This window comes from Alkalibacterium thalassium (assembly GCF_900101165.1).
In the GTDB taxonomy this organism is placed as follows: Bacteria; Bacillota; Bacilli; order Lactobacillales; family Carnobacteriaceae_A; genus Alkalibacterium; species Alkalibacterium indicireducens.
Genome location: NZ_FNFK01000008.1, coordinates 44115 through 63304, shown reverse-complemented (window position 1 = coordinate 63304; position 19190 = coordinate 44115). Strand labels below are relative to the sequence as shown.

At 43.1% G+C, this 19190-nt stretch carries 16 protein-coding genes; 10 read left to right on the top strand and 6 right to left on the bottom strand.

Annotated features, from left to right (window positions below):
• The first annotated feature begins 396 nt into the window (after window positions 1-396).
• Both BLR76_RS03615 and BLR76_RS03610 read left to right on the top strand, forming a co-directional pair.
• Window positions 397-1920 carry an ATP-binding protein gene (locus BLR76_RS03615; protein WP_091265553.1) on the top strand — a complete coding sequence of 508 codons (1524 nt, stop codon included), beginning with the start codon at window positions 397-399 and terminating at the stop codon, window positions 1918-1920.
• 531 nt (window positions 1921-2451) lie between these two features.
• Window positions 2452-4134, top strand: a complete 1683-nt coding sequence (locus BLR76_RS03610) for a M23 family metallopeptidase (protein ID WP_091265551.1) — start codon at window positions 2452-2454, stop codon at window positions 4132-4134.
• Window positions 4135-4267: 133 nt separating this feature from the next.
• Here the strand turns inward: BLR76_RS03610 and BLR76_RS03605 are convergent, their stop codons facing one another.
• A complete protein-coding gene (locus tag BLR76_RS03605) occupies window positions 4268-4735 on the bottom strand; it encodes a threonine/serine exporter family protein (RefSeq protein WP_091265548.1) in 468 nt (155 codons plus the stop codon).
• An 18-nt stretch (window positions 4736-4753) separates the two neighbouring features.
• Window positions 4754-5512, bottom strand: a complete 759-nt coding sequence (locus BLR76_RS03600) for a threonine/serine exporter family protein (RefSeq protein WP_091265545.1) — start codon at window positions 5510-5512, stop codon at window positions 4754-4756.
• 222 nt (window positions 5513-5734) lie between these two features.
• On the opposite strand from BLR76_RS03600, the gene recQ reads away from it, so the two are divergent.
• Both recQ and BLR76_RS03590 read left to right on the top strand, forming a co-directional pair.
• Window positions 5735-7513 carry a DNA helicase RecQ gene (gene recQ / locus BLR76_RS03595; RefSeq protein ID WP_245683016.1) on the top strand — a complete coding sequence of 593 codons (1779 nt, stop codon included), beginning with the start codon at window positions 5735-5737 and terminating at the stop codon, window positions 7511-7513.
• Window positions 7514-7693: 180 nt separating this feature from the next.
• On the top strand, window positions 7694-9040 hold the full coding sequence (locus BLR76_RS03590) for a D-serine ammonia-lyase (protein WP_091265541.1): 1347 nt from the start codon (window positions 7694-7696) through the stop codon (window positions 9038-9040).
• A gap of 221 nt (window positions 9041-9261) precedes the next feature.
• Here the strand turns inward: BLR76_RS03590 and adhP are convergent, their stop codons facing one another.
• The gene (gene adhP / locus BLR76_RS03585) at window positions 9262-10272 is read right to left on the bottom strand and encodes an alcohol dehydrogenase AdhP (protein ID WP_091265538.1); all 1011 of its coding nucleotides are present in this window, start codon (window positions 10270-10272) and stop codon (window positions 9262-9264) included.
• Window positions 10273-10620: 348 nt separating this feature from the next.
• Between adhP and BLR76_RS03580 the strand changes: the two genes are divergently transcribed.
• Complete coding sequence (locus BLR76_RS03580) at window positions 10621-11283, top strand: undecaprenyl diphosphate synthase family protein (RefSeq protein WP_091265535.1); 663 nt, start codon at window positions 10621-10623, stop codon at window positions 11281-11283.
• Between the two features lie 79 nt (window positions 11284-11362).
• A complete protein-coding gene (locus BLR76_RS03575; protein ID WP_091265532.1) occupies window positions 11363-11935 on the top strand; it encodes a guanylate kinase in 573 nt (190 codons plus the stop codon).
• 247 nt (window positions 11936-12182) lie between these two features.
• Here BLR76_RS03575 and guaC read toward each other — a convergent pair whose 3' ends face one another.
• Complete coding sequence (gene guaC / locus BLR76_RS03570) at window positions 12183-13214, bottom strand: GMP reductase (protein ID WP_091265526.1); 1032 nt, start codon at window positions 13212-13214, stop codon at window positions 12183-12185.
• Window positions 13215-13442: 228 nt separating this feature from the next.
• Here guaC and BLR76_RS03565 point away from each other — a divergent pair, with 228 nt between their 5' ends.
• Window positions 13443-14135 carry a phosphatase PAP2 family protein gene (locus BLR76_RS03565; protein ID WP_091265524.1) on the top strand — a complete coding sequence of 231 codons (693 nt, stop codon included), beginning with the start codon at window positions 13443-13445 and terminating at the stop codon, window positions 14133-14135.
• Between the two features lie 69 nt (window positions 14136-14204).
• On the opposite strand, the gene BLR76_RS03560 is transcribed toward BLR76_RS03565, so the two are convergent.
• Together BLR76_RS03560 and BLR76_RS03555 are read right to left on the bottom strand one after the other, a co-directional pair.
• Window positions 14205-14402, bottom strand: coding sequence for a hypothetical protein (locus BLR76_RS03560; RefSeq protein ID WP_091265521.1), 198 nt, complete (start codon window positions 14400-14402; stop codon window positions 14205-14207).
• Window positions 14403-14477: 75 nt separating this feature from the next.
• A complete protein-coding gene (locus BLR76_RS03555; RefSeq protein ID WP_091265515.1) occupies window positions 14478-15608 on the bottom strand; it encodes an NAD(P)/FAD-dependent oxidoreductase in 1131 nt (376 codons plus the stop codon).
• 832 nt (window positions 15609-16440) lie between these two features.
• Here BLR76_RS03555 and trpX point away from each other — a divergent pair.
• Genes trpX through BLR76_RS03540 form a run of 3 tightly spaced genes read left to right on the top strand, consistent with a single transcriptional unit; the run spans window position 16441 to window position 19171 of the window.
• Window positions 16441-17496 carry a tryptophan ABC transporter substrate-binding protein gene (gene trpX, locus BLR76_RS03550; RefSeq protein WP_091265512.1) on the top strand — a complete coding sequence of 352 codons (1056 nt, stop codon included), beginning with the start codon at window positions 16441-16443 and terminating at the stop codon, window positions 17494-17496.
• Window positions 17497-17512: 16 nt separating this feature from the next.
• The gene (locus tag BLR76_RS03545; protein WP_091265561.1) at window positions 17513-18388 is read left to right on the top strand and encodes an ABC transporter permease; all 876 of its coding nucleotides are present in this window, start codon (window positions 17513-17515) and stop codon (window positions 18386-18388) included.
• A gap of 3 nt (window positions 18389-18391) precedes the next feature.
• On the top strand, window positions 18392-19171 hold the full coding sequence (locus BLR76_RS03540) for an ABC transporter ATP-binding protein (protein WP_091265510.1): 780 nt from the start codon (window positions 18392-18394) through the stop codon (window positions 19169-19171).
• Window positions 19172-19190 lie beyond the last annotated feature (19 nt).

The following is a 19190-nucleotide window of genomic DNA, read 5'->3' as shown; positions in this document are numbered from 1 at the left end:
AAGTTTTCCACATTGCTGGAAGGCTGACACGACATGCGCGTAAAATAAAAGTCCGCTTGTCCACAGGTTACGTTTTCTCTTCACTGTTCTGGACAATATTGGAGAATATTCAACAGCTGGTTCTGTTGCATTAGCTACTCCAGAAGATCATATTAATTTTTTGACGATTGTAAGACCAAGGGGTCTTTATACTCTTTTTTTCATCTTTTTGTTTTCGATCTAATCGAGAAGGATATAAAGTGGCATGATAGACAGTTAATACTTAAAAATGTCTAAAAAAGCAGTGAGTTTAATAGAAATAGTTATCCACATTTAGAGGTATGAATAATTCAGGATTTATTAGTTATTAGAAGTTCAAAAACAAATCAAAATTTAATAGCTATCGTTTCAAAAATAATGAGAAAATCCTTACTTGAATTTGTATCTGATGAGGAAGATCAAGTCTCAGTTGAAAATGTTATTAAAGCTACATTGATAGGAACTCATGTAAATAAAATAGGAAGTAGTACGAATATTTTTAAACGTACACTCGAAAGTGTCCCAGAGATAAATTCAGAGTGCTTTGTTCTGAATGGAGACAAACTAACTAGTTTTATGCAGGCGATATCGAATCAATCATCATCTTCAAAATCCCCTTTATCTCTAGGTAAATATATACTTGATGAAGAAGCAGAAGCATGGTTGGATGGCAACAAATTTTTTCAAAGACATGCTGTAGTCGTTGGAAGCACTGGCTCAGGTAAATCTTGGTCTGTAGCAAGGTTATTGGAACAAGTATCCGAGTTAAATGCTTCTAATGCAGTTGTCTTTGATATCCATGGGGAATACAAATCTTTAGAATCCGCTGGTTTTGTTCACTACAAAGTAGCAGGTCCTAATGATAAGCCTAAAAATGACGTTATATTTTTACCTTATTGGCTATTAACATACGAAGAAATGTTATCAATGCTTTTAGACCGCTCAGACAATAATGCTCCTAATCAAGCAATGATTTTTTCAAATAGTGTTCTTATCGAAAAAGAATCTTTGCTTAAGGAGAATGATCTTTTACAAGAATATGAAAATTTTACGTTGGATAGTCCAATTCCATATAAGCTAGAAAATGTTTTAGAATTTCTAAAAATAAAAGATCTAGAAATGGTAGAAGGTTCAAGAGGACCGAAACAAGGGCCGTTCAATGGAAAATTAACTAGGTTCATCCAAAGACTCAATGCTAAAATGAGTGACAAAAGGCTTTCTTTTTTATTTAATGAGTCCAATGATTTGCTAAAATTGGATTACTTAGATGAATTAGCTGAAAAGTTAATTGGCTGGTCATCGAATGAGACTTCAGGAGTGAAAATTATCGATTTTTCAGAAGTTCCTTCGGATATACTACCTTTGATTATTGGTTTAGTGACAAGACTCATTTTTAGTATCCAACAATGGACTATTAGAGAAAATAGACACCCGGTTGCACTCTTTTGTGATGAGGCTCATTTATATATACCCTCGAGCTCTGATAATACTCTAGATAATCACGCTAATCAAACTTTTGAAAGGGTTGCAAAGGAAGGAAGAAAATATGGAGTAGCCCTAGTAGTGATTAGCCAACGTCCATCAGAAGTTAATAGAACTGTACTTAGTCAATGTAATAATTTCGTAGCATTGAGACTTACAAACGTGGATGATCAAAATGTTGTAAAAAGATTATTACCGGACAGTTTGGGAAACTTTGCGGAATTACTCCCAGTATTAGATATCGGGGAAGCTATAGTAGTTGGGGATTCATCTTTGTTACCAAGTAGAATAAAAGTACAAGAACCGACATTAAAACCAACGTCAGGAACGATTGACTTTTGGGATGAATGGTCCGACAGAACTACGCCCACAACTATCTCTACCTCAATTAATTCAATGAGGAAGCAATCTCGCCAATAGTATATACTTTAGAAATTGCCTTTCGTTAATAATTAGTCAGTAACTTTTTTTCTGATTGTTTTTTAGCTGGTCATAAATTTCAAATGATGAAGATATTTCAATCACACTTTAAATCATTAAATTATAACTATTACTAACAGTTCCAAAATAAGACTACTGGTATAAGAGGATAAATAGATGTACCTTATGACAGAGAACTAATTTATCGAGTTAAATTAATTGATTGATCAAGCACAGAGAGGCAGCGGATCCCTGTTCAATTCAAGCTGTTTAAGTCTGTGTAAAAATTAAGAAGTCAAATGATATGCGTTTTTTTGGGATTATAAGAACTGCATAATTTGTCTATAATTTGTCTATATTTTGACTAAATACAAGTGTAATATAACTGTAATCATCATATAGCTTAACAAAATTCAGTTTGATGCTATTATAAGTTTAGCTTAAAAAATAAAAGCGATTAAACATGAACTTATTGATTATGATAATTTTAGCATATTAAACGAGACTATTTTGAATTTTGGAGGAACTATTTTGAAGAAGAAGTTTACACTTGGCTTATTAGCCTCTGTCATGCTCGCTGGTTCGTTCCCTATTGTCGGCTCACCGGTCCAGGCTGAAAATTTGCTTGATGAATTAAAACAAGAAAAAGAAGAAGTTGAAAATCGTTCAGGTGAATTAGACGGTAACATTGAAAACACTGAACAGGAAATGGAAGAGCTGGCTCGCGAAAGAGAAGAACTTGAAGCGAGTATTCAGGCACTTCAAATCAGCATTTCAGAATTGACAGAAGATTTGATTGACCAGAATGATCGTCTGGATGCTGCAAATAAAGAAATTGACCGTTTAAATGAACAGATCGATCACTTAAATGTACTGATTGAACAGCGTAACGAAAAACTAATGCAGCAAGCTCGTTCCACACAAACCCAGTGGAACCCGACGAGAATCATACATATCATTCTGTCAGCAGAAAATTTGTCAGATCTGATCGGTCGTATGGGTATTGTCAGCCAGTTAGTATCTGCTAACCGTTCTATTATTGAAGACCAGATTCGTGACCAGCAGCTTGTAAAAGAATCTGAAGAGCAGGTACAAGCTGAGCGAGTAGAAGTACAGAATACACTTAACGAAATGGAAGCAACTCGTGAACAGTTGAGTTCTCAGCAGGTGGCGCTCGATGATGAAATTATGCACGTCGCTGAATTGTATGAAATGAATGAAAAAGAGAAAGAATCATTTATCAGTGAACAGTACGTTCTGGCGCAACAGGCGATGACCTTGTCTTCTGAAATTCAGTCTGAAGAAGAACGAATTGAAGAAGAACGTCGTCTTGAAGAGCAACGCAGACGTGAAGAAGAAGAGCGTCGCAGAGCAGAAGAAGAAGCTGAACGTCAGGCAATCGCTGAAGCAGCTAGACTGGAAGCAGAGCGTGAAGAACAAGCACGTGCCGAAGAAGAAGCGAGTCAGCAGGCAGCGGCAGAGCGTGGTGAAGCCGAATCTCGTGAACAGGCAGCGGCAGAACACCGTGAAGCCGAGTCTAGCGAGCATGCAGCCCCTCAACAGCGTGAAGAAGAAGCCCGTCAACAAGCAGCGGCTCAGCAACGTGAAGAAGAAGCGCGTCAGCGAGCAGCGGCTCAGCAACGTGAAGAAGAAGCGCGTCAGCGAGCAGCGGCTCAACAACGTGAAGATGAAGCGCGTCGTCAGGCTGAAGCAGAAGCAAGAGCTGCAGCCCAAAGAAGAGAACAGGAAGCAGCCGCAGCCACTTCATCTCAAAGTGGTGGATCGAGTTCTAGTCCAAGTCCAAGCTCAAGCAGTACGCCATCAAGCGTAAGCTGGAGCAGACCGGCAAGCGGACGTCTGACTTCACCATTTGGGTTCAGAATCCACCCGATTTTCAGAACACGTAGATTCCACAGTGGAATCGACATTGCCGGTAGTGGAGCAATCACTGCGACACGTTCTGGAACAGTCAGAACAGCGGGATTCAACAGAGCACTAGGCTACTATATTGACATCGACCACGGTGGCGGATACGCAAGCCGGTACGCTCACTTGCAGCCGAACATGCTGGTATCAAGAGGTCAGTCAGTGTCTCAAGGACAGAGAATCGGTACGATGGGAACGACTGGAGATTCAACAGGTGTCCACCTTCACTTTGAAATTCATAAAAATGGCCAACCTGTCAATCCACTGAACTACGTCAGCGGGTATTAATCACTGACATTAGACGAATAAAAAAAGACATTAAACTAAAAAACCGGGAGCCTCTCAAGTAACACGTGAGATGCTCCCGGTTTTTAGTTGTACTTATGAAAATGATATATGCTGACTTGAGTAAAAGTGGGTGTTAAGGGAGGTACCGTTTGTCGCGTTTTTCAAATGCCTGACTAGAAAAGACCTGGAACAGTCCACTGTTTACCGAAAGGCCTAAAGCAATCGCACCTGAAATCAGAAAGGTTTCCGTGGCGTACATGAGCGCCATTTCTGAGCTGCCCTCGATAAATGCTCGCATCATATTGTAGGCAGAACCTCCTGGAACAAGAGGGATAATTCCGGGGATAGCAAAGACGATTACTGGCATTTTAAAATGTCTAGCATACCATTGGCTGAAATAGGCCACTAAAAAAGCTGCTACGCCGACACCTACAAATAAGTCGAGTTCTAGCTGGAAAGACAGGATATAATAGACGATCCAGCCGATCGCTCCTGCAAAACTGGAAGCAAATAAGGTTCGTGTTGGAACATTGTAGAGCACACCAAAACCAAATGTGGCGACAAGTGCAGCTATAAAGTAGGTTAAATGATTCAAATTCATCTGAAAACTCCTTATCTGTTATAAAAATGTCAAGACCATTGCGATCCCTATGCCTATAGCTCCGGCGGTCAAAAAGGCTTTGGCAAGTACAGCCACTCCAGCGAGGAGATGACCGGCCATCAGATCTCTGAAGCTGTTTGTGATAGCCATACCGGGAACAAGAGACATGACACTGCCGATGATAATGATATTGACATCATCTCCAAAACCTGAGGTCGTAAAGAGCAGAGCCAGCAGCCCAATGAAAAATGATGCCACCATTTCAGCAAAGAAGCTGACATTCGTCCAGTCGTTGATCACTTCGAACAGGATATGTCCCAGTCCGCCTGCGATAAAGGCGGGAAGCATATCGTCATAGGTTCCGCCGAACAGAAGTGGAAAGCTGCCACAGGCAAATGCAATAGCCAGGTTGCGCTGCAAGGTTGAAAAATTTCGTGGCGTATTTTTTATATTGGTCAATTTAAGTTTAACTTTGTCTGGAGCCAGTGCACGCTGAGCCAGCTGTCTGGACAGATCATTTACCATCGAGACCTTTTCAAGATTTGTCTGTCGATCAGTCATTCTCAGAAGTTCAGTATGGTCCTGGCCATCTTCACCTTGTACGGTCAGTATAAGTGCTGTGGGCACAACGAAAACATTAATGTAGACAAGGTTGTAACTTTTCGCTATACGGTAAAGGGTATCTTCAACTCTGTACGTTTCAGCCCCATTTTCGAGCATAACTCGCCCGGCTTCGACGCAGACATCAAGGATATCAGCTACGGGATACTTCTGCATTTCTACTCCTCCTGAATGTGTTCAATACGCTAAGTATAACGAGTTTTCTTGAATTTTGCGAATAGAAGTTGATGAGAGGAGATTAAAATAATGAGTTTTAGCATGAAAAGATAATATATACGTAGAACACTTGATGAGACCTTTGAGGCCTGCTGTTATTATGTTAGAATAGATCAGTCTGTTTATGCACAGTGACACAACTGAATGTTTAGGAGCGATACAGTGAACACAATTAATCAAACACTCAAGCAATACTATGGCTATACCTCTTTCCGCCCCGGTCAGCAGGGAATCATTGAAGCGATCATGAGCGGTCGGGATGTCATGGGAATCATGCCGACTGGTGGAGGGAAATCACTATGCTACCAGATTCCTGCTGTCGAAATGGACGGCTTGACGCTCGTTATCTCTCCACTTATTTCTCTGATGAAAGACCAGGTGGATGGGCTGCTTTCAATGGGCATCCGGGCAGGATTTTTGACCAGCCAGCTCTCTCTTGATCAGCAGAATGAGATTATCAGACAGGCAATCAGAAGCGAGGTCGATCTGCTTTATGTGTCTCCTGAACGACTGGAAAACGATTATTTTCTGAGCCGTCTGAGTCAGATGAACATCAATCTGATTGCTGTAGATGAAGCTCACTGTATTTCACAGTGGGGACATGATTTCCGTCCAAGTTATCAGGCGATTCCAAAAGTCCGGGCATACTGTTCGACGTATCCGCCTTTTGCTGCCTTTACTGCCACGGCAACTCAGAAAGTCAGAGAAGATATTGCGGAAAAACTGGAACTGGACGATCCTTACGCCTTTACAGCCAGTTTTGACCGACCAAACCTGACATTTTCCATTGTGCACCCCAAGAAAAAACAGCAGAAGCTGCTTGATCTGCTTAAAGATAAAGAATCCAGTGTAATTTACTGCAACACAAGAAAGAATGTAGAACGGGTCCATGCGTTTCTAAAGAAAAAGGGGTACGGTGTCGGGTATTATCATGCCGGACTGACTCCAGAAGAGCGAACCCGGTATCAGGAAGACTTTTTGTATGATAAGACCCCGATCATAGTTGCGACAAATGCCTTTGGAATGGGCATCGACAAAAGTAATGTGCGTCGCGTTATCCATTACAATATGCCGCTTGATATGGAAAGTTACTATCAGGAAGCCGGTCGTGCCGGACGAGATGGAGTACCTGCTGAAGCGGTCCTGTTTTATTCGAGTCAGGATATCATTACGAATAATTTACTGATCGAACAGGGGAATCACCCGCATGCAAAGAAGAATCTGAATACGATCATTTCCTATTGCAAAACGGGCCAGTGTCTCCGCAAAATCATTCTGGATTATTTCGATGAAACACCGCAGTTTGAGACATGTGACAACTGCTCGAACTGTAATGGAGAAACGGAACTTGTCGATGTGACCAAAGCCTGCCAGAAAATTTTGTCTTGCATCTACAGAATGAATCAGCAGTACGGGATGGGACTAGTGACGGATGTTTTGAGAGGGAAAGATAATGCGAGGATCAGAGCGCAGGGGTTCGATGACCTTTCGACTTACGGCATCATGAAAGAGTCAGCTGATCAGGAAATCAAGGACATCATTGCGCTTATGGTGAGCGAGCAGTTTCTTCACGTGGGAGGGGACCAGTATCCAATCCTGAAATTCACGGAGAAGTCTGTGGATCTGCTACATGCCCGCAGCCAGCTTTTAATGACCAGACATCAGAAGGCTGAGCGAACAAAAGCCAAGCAAGCTGATGTAGAAGAATACGATGAAACGCTGTTTGAGCAGCTTAGAGCGTTACGGAAAGACATTGCTGCGGAAATCGGGAAACCCCCGTTTGTTGTGTTTACAGATAAGGCATTGATGAGTATGGCGGCCGTATTCCCACAGACACCAGCAGATTTCCTTTCCGTTCATGGAGTGGGAGAGGCGAAGCTGGAAAAATACGGTGAGGACTTTCTGGAACTGATCACTGACTACTTGGCGAACAAATCCTGAAAACGGACCACCGCATAATAAGCCCTTAAGCGTGACGATTTATTTACAGAATAGTAAAAGCCTCCTTATCTTATGATGAGAAGGCCGTCCTTAAGGTTTTTTCATCAGGTTGAATATGCTACAATAAACGAGTTTGAATGAATCAGAGAAGCTTTTTTATGAAAGGAAGCAGGAACAATTATGACAGATATAGAACAACTTATTGCATCAAACCCTTTACTGACTGACATCAGAAACAGTGAAGAAATTTTTTGGAACAATTTAATGTATCTTCCTGTTGAAGAAGCAATGAAACAGACTAAGTACTCGGTGGCCGATATTGAGGATGCAGAGGCGCGTCTGCAGAGATTTGCAGCTTTCATCCGTGTAGCTTTCCCGGAAACTGAAGCCACTGATGGGATAATAGAATCACCGGTGTCAGAAATTTCAGACATGAAGAGCTACTTGAATGACACACTTGAAACGACTCTAGGTGGCAAATTGTTACTTAAACGTGATGATCTGCTGCCTATATCCGGAACGATCAAGGCACGTGGTGCGATTTATGAAGTGCTTAAGCATGCAGAAAATCTTGCGCTTCAAAAAGGAATGCTCGAAAGTACCGAAGAAGACTATGCTGTATTTGCAAGTGAAGCATTTAATGAATTTTTCTCCGCCTACCATATTGCTGTAGGAACGACAGGGAATCTGGGAATCAGCGTAGGCACGATGGCGCGTAAACTTGGATTTAACGTAACGGTTCATATGTCAGTAGAAGCCAAGCAGTGGAAGAAAGACTATCTAAGAGACAAAGGTGTCGAAGTTATCGAGCACGACACAGACTTCTCCAAGGCTGTAGAAAATGGTCGTGCTGAATCAGATGCGAATCCTAACAGCTATTTTGTAGATGATGAGCATTCAGTGGAGCTCTTCTTAGGCTACACAGTAGGTGGTTACCGAATGAAGAAGCAGCTTGAAAGAGAAGGCATCACTGTTGATGCTGACCACCCGTTGTTCGTCTATCTGCCTTGTGGGATCGGCGGGTCTCCAGGTGGGATCACATTTGGTCTGAAGCAGGCTTTCGGCGAACATGTGCATTGCTTTTTCGCAGAACCGACTAAAATGCCGAGCATGCTTGTCGGGCTGCTGACTGAAAAATATGATGATGTATCTGTCTTTGACTTCCAGCTGGGGGGACTGACTATCGCTGATGGTCTGGCTGTTCCTCGTACATCAGGCCTGGTTGCTAAACTGATGAGAACGTTCTTCAGCGGTGGATACTCAGTTCAAGATGATGTGTTTAAAGGGCTGCTTTTCAGCTTGTATGACACTGAATCGATTTTCCTTGAGCCAGCTGCAGTCGCTGGACTGGTCGGGCCTTATCGTCTGATGACGACTGATAATGGCAAAGGCTACATCGAATCATCAGGTCTGTCTGATAAAATGGATCAGGCTACTCATATTGCCTGGGCAACAGGCGGATCAATGGTCCCTGAAAAAGACCGAGCTGCTTTTCTTGAAGAAAGCAAAGCGTATTCCATCAATTAAATGAATAAAGTAAAGACCCTCAGCTGTGTGCAGCCCCAAAAAGTTAGATTTTTCGGTTCTAACTTTTAAAGGTCACTATAGCTGTGAGGGTCTTTTTTACACATAACAGGCATCTGATAGTCTGATAGGTCCTTAATACCCGTGGGCCGCGATAATTCTGTGAAAAAAATAAGGCTGTTCTGAATGTGTTATCAGAACAGCCTGTGTACATAAGTTCTTAGTTACATATTCATATCAATGACCATGCGGCCTTTGAATTTACCTTCTATCATTTCATCGAAGATATCATTAATGTCTTCGATCGGACGTTTTTCAACTTTAGGGACGACCAGTCCTTCAGCTGCAAAGTCAAATGCTTCACGCAGGTCTTCACGGGTACCGACTAAAGAGCCGACGACTTCTATTCCATCCAGTACGAGACGAGGGATGCTCAAGTCCATGGCTTCCGGTGGGAGTCCGACTGCGACGACAACACCACCTGCACGAACACAGTCAATGGCAGAGTTGAAGGCGGATTTTGCTACAGCTGTTACTATAGCTGCATGGGCTCCACCAATTTTTTCCTGCATAACTTGTTCAGCATTTTCTTTTGTCGGGTTGAGGATCAGATCTGCACCCACTTCTCTAGCAAAATCAAGCTGTGTGTCGTTGACATCGATCGCTACGACTTTAGCATTGAAGACATTTTTGGCATACTGCAGAGCAAGGTTGCCCAGACCACCTAAACCGTAAATCGCAATCCACTGGCCCGGTTTGATTTTAGACTCTTTTATAGCCTTATAAGTTGTCACACCTGCACAGGTCACACTACTTGCAGCAGCAGGATCCAGCCCATCTGGAACTTTTACTGCATAGTCAGCGGTCACAATACACTGTTCGGCCATCGCGCCATCCACAGAATAACCGGCATTCTTTACTTCACGACATAACGTTTCACGGCCGTTCACACAGTATTCACAGTGGCCGCAGCCTTCGAAGAACCAGGCAATACTGACGCGGTCACCGACTTTTAAACTAGTGACATCATCTGCTACTTCTCTGACAACACCAATTCCTTCATGGCCGAGGGTAACGCCTGTCTTGTCACCAAAGTCTGCATTTTTAACGTGAAGATCGGTGTGGCAAACACCACAAAATTCCACATCAACGAGTGCTTCTCCTGAACGAATCGCTCTGATATCCTTGTCTTTCACTTCAACTGTCTTGTCGCTCGTTACAACTGCCGCTTTCATATTTTTTCTTCCTTTCTTGTTAAATTCTTACTGTTATTATATATGAACTATATTGATCGTTCAATCACAAAGTGTGCTATACATTTAAATTATAATTACAACATAGCTTAATTATATTGATAAAACATGAACAAGTTAAAACTTAAAGGGTCACTTTTATAGTGCAAGAAAGAAACTTTTCGATTACTGAAGAAGAATTCTTAATAATGTTGTTTATACAGAACTTTTTCAATGAAAACTGTTCTCTTAGTTGATGAATCCGTCTAAAAAACGGTATGATAGTAGTAAGCATTTTATCCATTGATTCTGGAATGTTTGCAATACAATTAGAGGGAGACTTTTAGATTAATGAAAAACTATAAACGTTTACCAAAACACATTGGCGTGATTCCAGACGGCAACAGGAGATGGGCCGTCCATAAAGGGTTAAAAAAACATGATGGGTATGATCATGGGATCGGACCTGGGCTCAAATTATACGAAGCCTGCCTTGAGCTCGGTGTAGAAGAAATGACCTATTATGGCTTTACTATGGATAATGTCAAGAGACCTTCGCTTCAGACAAAAGCGTTTCAGAAAGCATGTGTCGATTCAGTGAATGAACTGAAAAAACGTGACGCAGATTTACTCGTCATAGGAAATACGGATTCCAAAGTATTTCCTAAAGAACTGCTTCCTTATGCAATGAAGCGGACAAAATTCGGCGAAGGCAGAATGAAAGTCAATTTCCTCGTCAATTACGGTTGGAACTGGGATCTGAATTATGGACTGAAAAATGGAGAAGCTTCTAGTGATAATAATGTCATCGACCATATAGCATCTAAAGGTATTTCCCGTATGGACTTGGTCCTGAGATGGGGCGGACGAAGACGCTTGAGCGGTTTTCTGCCGATCCAGTCTATTTACTCTGATATCTATGTCATTGATGAATACTGGCCGAACTATAAAGTTGAGCATCTGCATGAAGCACTGGAATGGTATCAGGAGACTGATGTCACGCTAGGCGGATAACTATAGATATAACCAGTGAAGAGAGTAAGCAGACCGATTCGGTCTATTCTCTTTTCATAAAGAGGAGACTGAGCATATAATGACGAACGATAATCGGATCATCGTCCTGGTTGGACCAAGTGGGAGCGGTAAAACGACAGTGGGGGACCTTCTGACAAAGAGAGGGATACCGAAACTGGTGACGACGACAACCCGTGAGCCTCGCGAAGGAGAGATAGATGGAGTTGATTACTATTTCAGAAAAGTTGAGGAGCTGGACTCGGATGATTTTGTTGAACAGACTGTCTATAATCAGAAACTTTACGGTCTGACAAAGAAGGAAGTGACTGAAGCGCTGAAAAATAAGCGAGTCGTCCACGTTTCTCTGGATAAAAATGGAGCGCGTGCCATGAAAGAGACTTTTCCAAAAGAAACTGTCGTAGTCTTTATATATGTTTCAACTGAAGAGATGAAAAAGAGAATGAGAAATCGTGGAGACAGTGAACAGAAAATTTGTGAACGTCTATCTTTCAGCAGACAGACAGATGAACTGAAACCATTGGAAGAAGCAGATCTGATTATTGAAAACAAGTCTGTTGAGAATACTGTTGATAAGATCCTGAGTCTAATTAGCAAGAAATCAGACCAGCCTATGACTGAAAACGAGGACTAGCCTATGGAAATCGATCCAAAAACGATTGTATGGTATCCCCTTTTTACCTTGCTGATTTATCTGATTTTGAGCTTGTTGTTCGACCTTCCGTTCTGGACACTATTTCTCGCCTTATTTCTCGTTTTTCTTTATATTTTAGTGATTATAATAATTGAAATAAAAAAGTAGGAAAACAAAGCCCCACAAGCTGACTGTCTCTCAATCAACTTGTGGGGCTTAGTCTATTCAGATTAGTCTGTCATTCTGTTCAGGAAGTGAAATTGCTCGATGCGAAGCTGTCCGGCACATCAATTCCGCTTGCGTTATAGTTTTCACCATTCATGATGGAATTTTTAACAATAACATAATCGACTTTACGAAGCGACTCAATGTCATTCCCTCCAGCGTAGGAGATGGAAGACTGCAGATCCTGTTTCATTTCAAGGAGTGTATCAGCGATATCTCCTTTGTATTCTGTCAGCATCTTTTTCCCTTCAACGTTTTTACGCTCGCCTTTCTGGTGAGAAGAGGCGCTGCCGAAGTATTCTTTATACGGTCTGCCATCGATCATCACCATTTTACCTGGAGACTGATCGTGTCCTGCGAACAGGGAACCGATCATGACCATAGTTGCACCAAAACGAATGGATTTTGCGATGTCTCCATGAGTACGGATACCGCCATCGGCAATCAGTGGCTTACGGGCTGCTTTGGAACAATGAGAAAGAGCAGCAAGCTGCCATCCACCGGTTCCGAAACCAGTTTTCAGTTTAGTTGTGCAGACTTTACCTGGACCAATACCGACTTTGGTTGCATCTGCACCGGCGTTTTCAAGTTCACGTACGGCTTCTGGTGTGCCGACATTACCGGCAATTAGAAACGTCTCTGGAAGATGACGCTTCACGTGGCGGATCATATCGATGACCAGATCAGAATGACCGTGGGCCACATCGATTGTAATGTAGTCGGGTGCAAGATTTTCTTCAGCTAGTTCTTTTACAAAATCATATTCATCTGTTTTGACGCCTAGACTGATAGAAGCATACAGACCGCGTTCATGCATAGTACGGATGAAGTTCATACGTGTTTCTTCTTCAAACCGGTGCATGACATAGAAATAATTATTTTCTGCGAGCCAGATGGACAGTTCTTCGTCCACTACTGTCTGCATATTTGCAGGAACTACAGGCATGGCAAAGGTGTGCTTGCCTAATGTAATGGATGTGTCACATTCTGAACGACTTCTGACGATCGATTTCGCCGGAATAAGTTGTATATCTTCATAATCAAAAACTTTCATGGTGTACTCCTCTTTTTTGCCGTCTTGAAAGACAGATAGTAGGGAGAAAAACATGGGTTGAAATTGAGTTTCCCTAAACTACTTTACCGGAAGACAGACTTCATGTCAAAGCCACTTTGCATTTAGATATGTCTGAATGTCGAACACGAGTGTAACGGTTGAAAGTCAGATGTATACACGGTAAACTGGTAAATTGAAAACATAAATAGGTTGCGAAAGGGTAGAATAATGGAAGAAGCAAAAGAATATATAGTTAATAAATTCGGCAAGCCAAAAAATCTGTTTATCCTGGCCATGGTGCTCAGCATTCCATTTCTCTTTTTAGTCTGGATGAGTTTTTATGACTGGGGATTCATCGGTCTACTGGATGAAGTGATAGGGAATGAGTTTCATGAAGAGAGACGAGCTCTTCTGACATGGGAATTCATCTTTGTCACACGTCTGGGTGATGGCTGGTTCGTGGGACTGTTTACGATCCTTTTTTCTCTCTATATCTGGCGTTCCAGAAAAAACACGCGACTGGCGGTCTGGTATTTTCTGACAGTCAGTGTCGGAGCCGGAGGTGTGAACCAGCTGGTCAAGTTTTTCTTCAGACGACCACGACCAACACACGTTGAGCATCTGATTGTTCAGGGCGGCTACTCATTTCCAAGTGGGCATGCCATGGGTTCGATCATTACTTATGGTGCGCTCCTGTTTCTGATTATTCGGGCCAGTAAAAGCTGGAAACCCGTTATTATCGCTTCGTTGACACTTATCCCACTGATTGGTCTGATCGGCATCAGCCGAGTGTATCTGGGTGTGCATTATCCGTCAGACATCATTGGCGGCTACTCACTGGGGCTTGCGGTTCTCTCACTGAGTATCGGACTTTACAGTGCCTCGCTTCAGAATAAAGGGTACAAGAAAGGTGAGCGGTAAATAAATCCCCCTTGCAGCAGGACATAGGTCCTTCGCATGGGGGATTCTTTTATCTACAGTGCATTTAGTTTATATAATACCAATAATCATCGCGATCGCTCCGAAAGCAATGGCTGTCCAGTTCAATCCTTTTTCATTGCTGGCAAGACCGACAGTTCCTAAAATGATTGCTGCTAACCCTAGAGGGATATTCCAGATGAAAAATCCGATCAGGGCTATCGCCATGGCGGCCCATCCGATGATTTTGCCTACTTTATCTGATTTCATGATTCTCTCTCCTTGTCTACCTGTCTCACTCTTACTTTAAAAGTATACCTTACTTACTGGAGTCAGACAATTAAGTCAGCTCTTTTTTTTGACATAGTCAGCGATTGGATAATCTTCAACGGGAAGCAGAGGCGAGAGATGTCTAACAAGATCCGCCAGACATTTTCCGACTAAAGGACCTGCCGTCAAGCCTGTCGATCCAAGACCGCTGGCTGCATACACGTTTGGAAGATCGGGAACTTCTCCGAAAAATGGAGCAAAGTCAGAGGTATAGGCTCTAGTCCCAGCCCTGTAAGCTGTAATGGAAGCCTGATGCAGTTCTGTCGAAAAGAAAGCAGCGGCATCATCGATCAGTGTGCTGACTAGTTCTTCGTCGATCGTCAGATTGAATCCTTTGTCATTCTCATGCGTCGCGCCTATCACTACTTTCCCGTCTTCAAATGGAATAATGTCCGCTTCGCCTTCAGGCATGATGACCGGCCAGTTTTCAGTATGATGATCTGCCAGCTGGACTTCCGCCAGCTGACCTTTCTGTGGCCTGATATCAACGTGATAGCCTGCAGGATCGAGCAGATCCGGGAGCCAGGCTGCAGCGGAGAGAACGACAGAATCAAAAATGCCTTCAGAGTGGTCGGTCAGGACTGAATAGCCCTGATCTGCTCGCTTGAATCGGGCTTTTTTCTTGATCACTGCAGCCCCATTCTCAACCGCTCGTGATAAAAGCAGCTCAACTAACCGGCCACCGTCAACGCGTGCCCCTCCGGAAGCCCAGAGTGCTGAATTTTCCCCTTGATAGAGTGGGATTTTCTCTCTTATTTCATCGGCAGTTAAAATAGCGAGCTCACCTATTTCCGGTGCGTCGAGGCGTCGTTTTTCTCCTGTTTCAAGCATTTCAGTCAGATACTCGGGCTTCTTTTTAAACAGAAGGGTGCCGACTTTCTTGTAAACTGAAGAGGGAATTTCCTTTCCTTGCATGACTTCAGAAAGAAAGTCGGGGTAGAAAGCAGCGCCTTCTTTGACCATGACATACCATTTTTTGTTTCGACGTCTGGAAAGCCATGGGCTGATTATTCCTGCAGCAGCTGATGTTCCCTGTCCCGTTCCTTCGTCATATATCGTCAAATCGATAGAAGGATCTTTGCTCAATTCATAAGCGGCAGAAGCACCGACGACTCCTGCTCCAATTATAGCAACGCGTTTACTCATAATGTGTCAAACCTTTCTTTTGCTCTCTTTCCAAGTTTAACATGTCTGGTAAAAAAGAAAACATGAAGGAATAAAAATAAAGGTTGTCTGAAATAACTTGATAAGTAGGAAATGTTCAGTATATACTTTTTACATAAATTTATTAAAACAGTTTTATTAGATATTATATTATGCATAAGTAAAAGTAGAGGAAATAACAGGAGGACAAGCAGTGGACAGACAGCTTTGAAGAAGTTTTCTTTACCGACTCAGTTGAAACAGGCCGGACAGCAGGAAAAAGAAAGAGATTGATTTACATACAGTATAATCCCCTTCTGGCCACCAGTGATTTAAAAAAATTGAAATCAGTTTAAATTTCTCAAAAAAGATGTTGACGGATCCATTTCATAGGTGTAGTATGAGAATCACATTAAAAAACAGACGAAAGGAAGGTCAGTATGCTTACACGATCTGCTCAATCCAGACAACTGAATATGGCTTGGAACAGCTGGCGCAGATCGTTGTATAGATGAAGACTTTCTTTCATAGATACAACGTTTAGAACAAATCTAAATTTTGTATCTATGCCGGCTCACTTTGACGAGGATTTTTTTACACCGCATAGATGATAAGTTATCTATGTGGTTTTTGTTTATCTTAAGGCAATTTCCACGATTCGATTCAATTCGTGGAAATTGCCTTTTTTTGTACCGCTAGGAATGGATGGGAAAAAATCTTCAGTCAAATGAGTCTTAATTAAAGGAGTGGATGCAGATGGAATCTGACTGGGACTGGCGAAATAAAAAACTGACTGACAAACGGATAAATCTAATTAAGAGAGGACCAATCAATCATGAAAAGAAAAGGTATAATCATCACTTTAGGAGCTATTCTAGTTTTACTTATCGGAGTCTTTGTTGCCTCGCTGACTAGTTCAGATAACGACACGGCTACATATAGCGGGAGCGATAACGGAAGCGAACAAGCAGGTATTGAGAATGAAGAACAGAGAACAGTAAGAATTGGTATTCTACAGACCACCAGCCATCCCTCACTGGACGAAATTACGGCGGGGGCAATCGAAGGGCTGGCTGAACATGGCTATGTGGAAGGAGAGAACGCAGAGATCGACTTTCAGAATGCTCAAGGGGATCAGAACCTGATGAACACGATGGCGCAAGCTCTTGTTGAAGACGGGGCAGACCTGCTGATCGGTATCGGGACGCCGGCTAGCCAGGCGTTTGCCAATGCAACCAGTGAGATTCCAATCATCATGGGTGCCGTGTCCGATCCAATCGGTGCCGGTCTGGTGGAGTCAGAAGACGAGCCGGGAACGAATGTCACAGGTGTGAAGGATCAAGCACCGGTCGAAGCTCAGCTGGAGCTGATGAATGCCGTTCTTCCGGAAGCCTCAACGATCGGGCTGTTATACAGTTCAGGTGAGGACAATTCCAGGGCTGAAGCAAAACGAGCGACAGAAGTGATTGAATCTATGGGGCTTGAACCGGTCACTTATACGGTATCAAGTACGAATGATATTCAGCAGATGGTTGCATCCATGTCTCAGGAAGTCGATGTGATCTACCTTCCGACTGACAATACGATAGCAAGTGCATTCGACACCGTGGTCAGTGAAGCGGACCGTTACGACATGCCGCTGATTCCGACAGTCGATCTGATGATCGCTCAAGGTGGGCTGGTCACAGTTGGAATCAATCAGAAGCAGATGGGGATCGAATCAGGTCGGATGGCTGCAGAAGTACTGAACGGACAAGACCCGAGTACATTCCCTGTTTTTGTCCTGAGTGAAGGGGATATTCTGGTAAACCAGGAGAAAGCGGAACATTTGAACGTCACCATTCCAGAATCTATTCTGGAGGATGCCGTCATCATCGAAACTAGGGAATAAGAGAGGGAATCAGTTTATGGTCATATCAGCAATTGCACAGGGGCTGCTTTGGGCAGTGCTCGGCATCGGCATTTTCACAACTTATCGGATTCTGAACTTTCCGGATCTGACAGTAGAAGGCTCATTTCCTTTAGGAGCTGCGGTCGCCGTTACAGCTATTGTCAATGGACTGCCTCCCGTATTGGCTATGGTGCTGGCAGTTCTAGCTGGGATGAGCGCGGGTCTGGTAACGGGTCTCCTGTATACGAAAGGAAAAGTCCCAGTTATTCTTGCCGGCATTCTAGTTATGACGGCACTGCATTCCGTGATGCTGTATGTGATGCAGCGTCCGAACCTGAGTCTTTTAAATCATCCAAGAATCTTTAACGGCCTGGCCTTTTTACCCAATTATTTCGACGCAGTAGTGGTCGGTCTAGTGGTAGTCAGTCTGGTGATTGGTCTGCTACTGTTTTTCTTCTACACCAGCTTGGGTCAGGCCTATATTGCGACAGGAGACAATGAAGCAATGGCTCGATCGTTCGGCATTCAGACAGACCGCATGAAAATTATAGGGCTCGTCTTTTCCAACGGAATCATTGCGCTGGCAGGCTCTCTCATTGCTCAGAATAATGGCTATGCGGATGTTAATGGAGGAACTGGTGTCATCGTCATCGGGCTGGCTTCACTGATTATTGGGGAAGTGGCCTTCAAGGACGTGACTCTGGGCGAACGACTGATTTCCATCGTCATCGGAAGCATTTTGTATCAGCTACTTCTTCTCGGTGTAATAAGACTTGGCTTCGATACGACTTATATCAGGTTATTCAGCGCATCCATACTAGCTGTCTGTCTGATGATCCCACAAATCAGGCAGGTGCTTAAACTGGATACACTGATCAGGAAGGAGGGGTAAGCCATGACAACACTGCTGACTTTAGAGCAGGTAACTAAAATGATCCAGAATGAATCCGATAAGAATACGACGATTCTAGATCATATCGATCTGACCATCAGAAAAGGAGAGTTTGTTACAGTCCTTGGAGGAAACGGCGCTGGGAAATCGACTTTGTTCAACAGCATCAGCGGCACGATCGAACTGACCAGCGGCAAGCTTTACATTAAAGATAAGGAAGTAACCAGACTACCTGAAGAAAAAAGAGCACGTCATATCGCCCGGGTCTTTCAGGATCCTAAAATGGGGACTGCCCCACGAATGACGGTAGCGGAAAACCTGCTGCTCGCTATGAAACGAGGGGAGAAGCGGTATCTGCTGCCGAGAAAATTGAAGGCTCAAAGAGACTCATTCCAAAACCTGTGTGCCTCAGTTGGAAATGGACTTGAAAAACATCTAGATACACCTACGGGGCATTTATCTGGTGGGCAGAGACAGTCATTGAGTCTGCTTATGGCTGCATTGACAAATCCAGAGCTCCTGCTTCTGGATGAACATACTGCTGCACTGGATCCCAAAACAGCAAAACGGCTGATGGAACTGACACAGGAGGTCATTGAAGACAATCACCTTACCTGTCTGATGATCACGCACCGGATGGAAGATGCCCTGAAGTACGGCAATCGGCTGATCGTTCTGGAAAATGGAAGAATCAAACTTGATCTGAATGCCCGTGAAAAAGCACAAATGACGCTGGAAGATCTGTTTGTTCTGTTTGAAGAAGAAAAAGCCCAGCTTATTTAACTGTAATAGAATTTCTGAT

What these genes read in the sequence shown, in the direction of transcription:
- BLR76_RS03560 (WP_091265521.1), bottom strand. Translation starts at nt 14,402, where the DNA reads ATGAAATCAGATAAAGTAGGCAAAATCATCGGATGGGCCGCCATGGCG.
- BLR76_RS03615 (WP_091265553.1), top strand. Translation starts at nt 397, where the DNA reads ATGAGAAAATCCTTACTTGAATTTGTATCTGATGAGGAAGATCAAGTC.
- BLR76_RS03575 (WP_091265532.1), top strand. Translation starts at nt 11,363, where the DNA reads ATGACGAACGATAATCGGATCATCGTCCTGGTTGGACCAAGTGGGAGC.
- BLR76_RS03540 (WP_091265510.1), top strand. Translation starts at nt 18,392, where the DNA reads ATGACAACACTGCTGACTTTAGAGCAGGTAACTAAAATGATCCAGAAT.
- BLR76_RS03590 (WP_091265541.1), top strand. Translation starts at nt 7,694, where the DNA reads ATGACAGATATAGAACAACTTATTGCATCAAACCCTTTACTGACTGAC.
- BLR76_RS03605 (WP_091265548.1), bottom strand. Translation starts at nt 4,735, where the DNA reads ATGAATTTGAATCATTTAACCTACTTTATAGCTGCACTTGTCGCCACA.
- adhP (WP_091265538.1), bottom strand. Translation starts at nt 10,272, where the DNA reads ATGAAAGCGGCAGTTGTAACGAGCGACAAGACAGTTGAAGTGAAAGAC.
- BLR76_RS03580 (WP_091265535.1), top strand. Translation starts at nt 10,621, where the DNA reads ATGAAAAACTATAAACGTTTACCAAAACACATTGGCGTGATTCCAGAC.
- BLR76_RS03545 (WP_091265561.1), top strand. Translation starts at nt 17,513, where the DNA reads ATGGTCATATCAGCAATTGCACAGGGGCTGCTTTGGGCAGTGCTCGGC.
- BLR76_RS03565 (WP_091265524.1), top strand. Translation starts at nt 13,443, where the DNA reads ATGGAAGAAGCAAAAGAATATATAGTTAATAAATTCGGCAAGCCAAAA.
- BLR76_RS03555 (WP_091265515.1), bottom strand. Translation starts at nt 15,608, where the DNA reads ATGAGTAAACGCGTTGCTATAATTGGAGCAGGAGTCGTCGGTGCTTCT.
- trpX (WP_091265512.1), top strand. Translation starts at nt 16,441, where the DNA reads ATGAAAAGAAAAGGTATAATCATCACTTTAGGAGCTATTCTAGTTTTA.
- guaC (WP_091265526.1), bottom strand. Translation starts at nt 13,214, where the DNA reads ATGAAAGTTTTTGATTATGAAGATATACAACTTATTCCGGCGAAATCG.
- BLR76_RS03600 (WP_091265545.1), bottom strand. Translation starts at nt 5,512, where the DNA reads ATGCAGAAGTATCCCGTAGCTGATATCCTTGATGTCTGCGTCGAAGCC.